This is a genomic window from Candidatus Polarisedimenticolia bacterium, assembly GCA_035764505.1.
GTDB lineage: Bacteria > Acidobacteriota > Polarisedimenticolia > Gp22-AA2 > AA152 > AA152.
The window spans coordinates 1-3650 of record DASTZC010000179.1; the positions used below are offsets into that span (position 1 = coordinate 1).

A 3650-nucleotide genomic window follows, 5' to 3' on the forward strand; every position below is an offset into this window, starting at 1 on the left:
TTTCATCCAGCGCCACGAGAAGCACGATTACGACGCCTTCGTCTCCTCCTGGAGGGAGTCGACGAAGGTCGATCTGAAGTCGGCCTTCCACTCCTCGGCCATCGAGGGCGCCTACAACTACGGCCGCTACTCCGACAAGGAGCTGGACGAGGTGATCGACAAGGCCCGCATGGAAACGGATCGGGCCGCCGCCGTGAAGCTCTGGTCGCGCGCGCAGGCGATCATCGCGCGCGATCAGCCCTACACCTTCCTGTTCGAGCGCGACCGGCTGCACGCCGTCCCACGAAACCTTGCCGGGCTGCGCCCCAGCCCGCGAAGCGCCTATGCCGGACTGGAGGACTGGTCCCTCGTCTCTCCCGCCGGCGCGCCGCGATGAGCGCCTTCGTCCCGCTGCTCGGCGCCAAGCTCCTTCCTCCCGATCCCGGCAAATTTCACCTGATCCGACCGCGCCTGGAGGATCGCCTGCGTTCTTCCCTGGAGCGGCGCGCCACCGTCATCCTGGCGGGACCCGGCTACGGCAAGACCTCCCTGGCCGCTCGCTTCCTGCGGGAGTGGGAAGGGGAGTCGATCTGGTTGTCGCTCGACGCTTCCGACCGCGACGTCTGGCTGGTCTTCCGCTACCTGATCCGCGGCCTGCGCGAGCACGCCCCCGAGTTCGCGGCGCGCACCGAGCAGGTATGGCAGGACCGGCGCGCGCGTCCGGAGGAGGTCGAGAGCCTTTGCGATCTCTTCATCAGCGATGCCGAGGAGTCGCTGGGCGAGAAGTTCCTTATTGTCCTGGACGACGTCCACCACCTCGAGAGTGCCGCGGCTGGCGCACGCATGCTGCGGCGGCTGCTGGCTTATCTTCCCGGAACGCTCCATCTGATCCTCCTGGGGAGATCCTTGCCCGAGGTAGGGCTGAAGACCCTGGCGGCGGAAGGAGCGATCGATCTCGTCCCGGGGGACGAGCTCCTGTTCACCCGCGAGGAGACCCGCGAGCTGCTGACGGGGACTTTTCAGCTGCCGCTGCCGGCGGCGATGGTGGACAAGGTGCACGAGCGCACGCGGGGATGGCCGACCGCGCTGCAGCTCCTGCGCCAGACGGCGCGGCTGAGGCAGCCCAGAGTCGATCTCCCGGACGAGCTGTTCGTCCGCACCGAGACGGAGATCTTCGATTACTTCAGCGAGGAGGTCTTCTCGGCGGAATCCCCCGACGCCCGCGAGCTCCTCCTGGCCAGCTCCCTTCCTTCGGTCCTCGATCCCGAGCTCCTCGTCGAGATCCTTCCGGCGCTGCCGGTGCGCGAGGTCCTCGCCTCGCTCGTCAACCGGAAGCTCTTCCTCTCGCCGCTGGAGAGCGGCACCGAGCTGTATGCCTACGATCCTCTGTTTCGTGACTTCCTGCGGCGCAAGCTGCGCTCGGAGAAGGGCGCGGAGGGGCTGAAAGAGCTGCACGTGCGCTACGGCGAAGCCTTCATCCGGCGCGGCGAGTGGGCCCAGTCGCTGGCGCATTTCCGCGAGGCGGACGAGACGCGGCGGATCGCGGAAGTGCTGCGCCGGCACGGCGAGGCGCTGGTGCGCTCGGGGCAGCTCGACGCGGTCAAGGAGGCGGCGCGCGCCCTGGAGAGCCGCGGCGTGCGCTCGGCGGTGGCGGAGGCGCTGCTCGGCGAGGCGTTGCGGCTCACCGGAGACTACGCGGCCGCGGCGGGACATTTCGAGAGGGCGCTTGCCGGCCCGGAGAAGGCGATCCGCCTCGCGGGACCGTTGCGGGCCTCCGCCCGGCAGGGGCTGGCCTACGCGCTCCTGAAGCTCGGGCAGCGGCAGCGGGCGGCGGAGCAGGCGAAGCAGGCGCTCGCCGAGTGCGGCGAATCGCGTCCCGCCCTGCAGGCGCGCATCCTGAACACCCTTTCCATTCTCCAGTACCGCGAGGAGCAGCACGCCGAGGCGGTCGCCGGGTGGCGCGAAGCGCTGCAGAAGGCGCGGCAGGCGGAAGACGAGCGGCTCATCCGGATGATCGCCCACAACCTCGGCCTGCCGCACGCCGTGTCGGGGGATTTCGCGCGCGCCTCGGAGTGCTTCCGCATCCTGACCGGCGCGGGCGGGAGCCTGGGCCCCGAGGAAGGGGCGGCGTATCTCAACCTGGCGCGCATCGAGGCGCTGCGGGGCGAGTACGAGACCGCCGGCAGGCTCCTCGCCGATGCCCGCGAGATCGCCCACCGCCTGAGGCTCGCCTCGCTGTCGGCCGACGTGTCGGAAGCGGAGGGGACCCTGCGGCGCGAAACGGGAGATCTGGAAGGGGCTCGTGAGAAGTATGCCGAAGCGCGCGCCCGGTTCACCGAGCTGGGACTGCAGGACGTGCTCGAATCCCTCGCGGAGGAAGAGGCGATCCTGGCGGCGCGCGCCGGCGCCTTTCAGGAGGCGGAAGCGCTATCTTCCGCGCTGGTCCTGTCGCACCGCAAGGCGGACGATCGGGAAGGGCTGGCGTCGGCGCTGCTGGCGCAGGGAGAGATTCTCGTCCGCTCCGGGAAGAACCCGAAGGCCTGCGAGACGCTGGTCGAATCGGCGCGTATCTTCCGCGCGCTGGGACGCGCTTACCAGGAGTGCGTCGCCGAGATCCATCTTTCGCTCGCCGCGCACCGCGCCGGCCGCGCGGCGCGGGCGAGAACGGCGGCGCTGCGCGCGCTGCGACTCTCCGACCGCTACGGATACGGGGCGGCCGTAGGGCGGGTGGCGGCGCTCGATGCAGGCTTTGGAGAATGGCTGGCCGGTCTTTCCTCCGCCGAAGGGGTTCCCGCGACCCGTCGCAAGGGAGCGCCCGCGCCGCCGGCCGGCATGGCCGTCGCGGAAAACGACCTGACGGTGCGGCTGCTGGGTCCGATCGAGGTCTACCGCGATGCCGCCAACAAGATCCCGGCCCGGGCCTGGAAGCTGCGCCGGGCGCTGGAGATCTTCTGCTATCTCGCGGGCGCGCGCGATCGCCGCGCCACCAAGGAGAAGATCGTCGACGCGCTTTGGGGCGATGCGCGCCTCTCGGTGATCGAAAAGAACTTCCATCCGACCATCTCGTTCCTGCGCGCCGCTTTGAACCACGGTCACAATGTTCCCAAGAACTTCATTCTGTTCGAGCGCGGTGCTTATTTCCTGAATCCGGCGCATCGCTACGACATCGACGCCGAGCGCTTCGAGTCGGGCATCCGCTCGGCGCGCGCGCGGCTGCGGGAAGGCAAATCGGAAGGGGCGCTTGTCGACTACGAGGCGGCGCTGGCGCTGTATCGCGGCCCTTTCCTCGAGGAGGAGTACGGGGCATGGACCGAAGCTCCGCGGGCGCATTTCGAGGGCCTCTACCTTGCCGCCCTCGCCGAGGCGGCCCGGCTGTATCGCGACGCGGGCGATCTCTCCGCCGCGCTCGCCTGCCAGGGCCGGCGGCTGGAGCAGGATCCTCTCAGCGAGGAGGCGTCCATCGATCTGATGGGAACCCTGGGTCTGGCCGGGGATCGCGGCGCCGTGGACAAGGAGTTCGAGCGGCTGTCGCGCGCGCTCGCCGACGAGCTGGGCAGTGCGCCGGCTCCGGGGACCGTGCGCGCCTACCAGGCGGCGCGTGCGGCTTCCCACGCTCCCGGCAAGCCGCCGGCCGCCGGGGCTGGCGGCCGCCCGTCGCGATCCCTGTCGAC

At 70.1% G+C, this 3650-nt stretch carries 2 protein-coding genes; both read left to right on the plus strand.

What is annotated here, in order from left to right; genetic code table 11:
* Window positions 1-376, plus strand: a 376-nt coding sequence (locus tag VFW45_11965; GenBank protein ID HEU5181500.1) for a hypothetical protein, incomplete at its 5' end; no start/stop codon positions are given.
* Window positions 373-3650: BTAD domain-containing putative transcriptional regulator (locus VFW45_11970; protein HEU5181501.1), on the plus strand; the 3278-nt coding region annotated here is incomplete at its 3' end. The genes VFW45_11965 and VFW45_11970, both read left to right, overlap by 4 nt.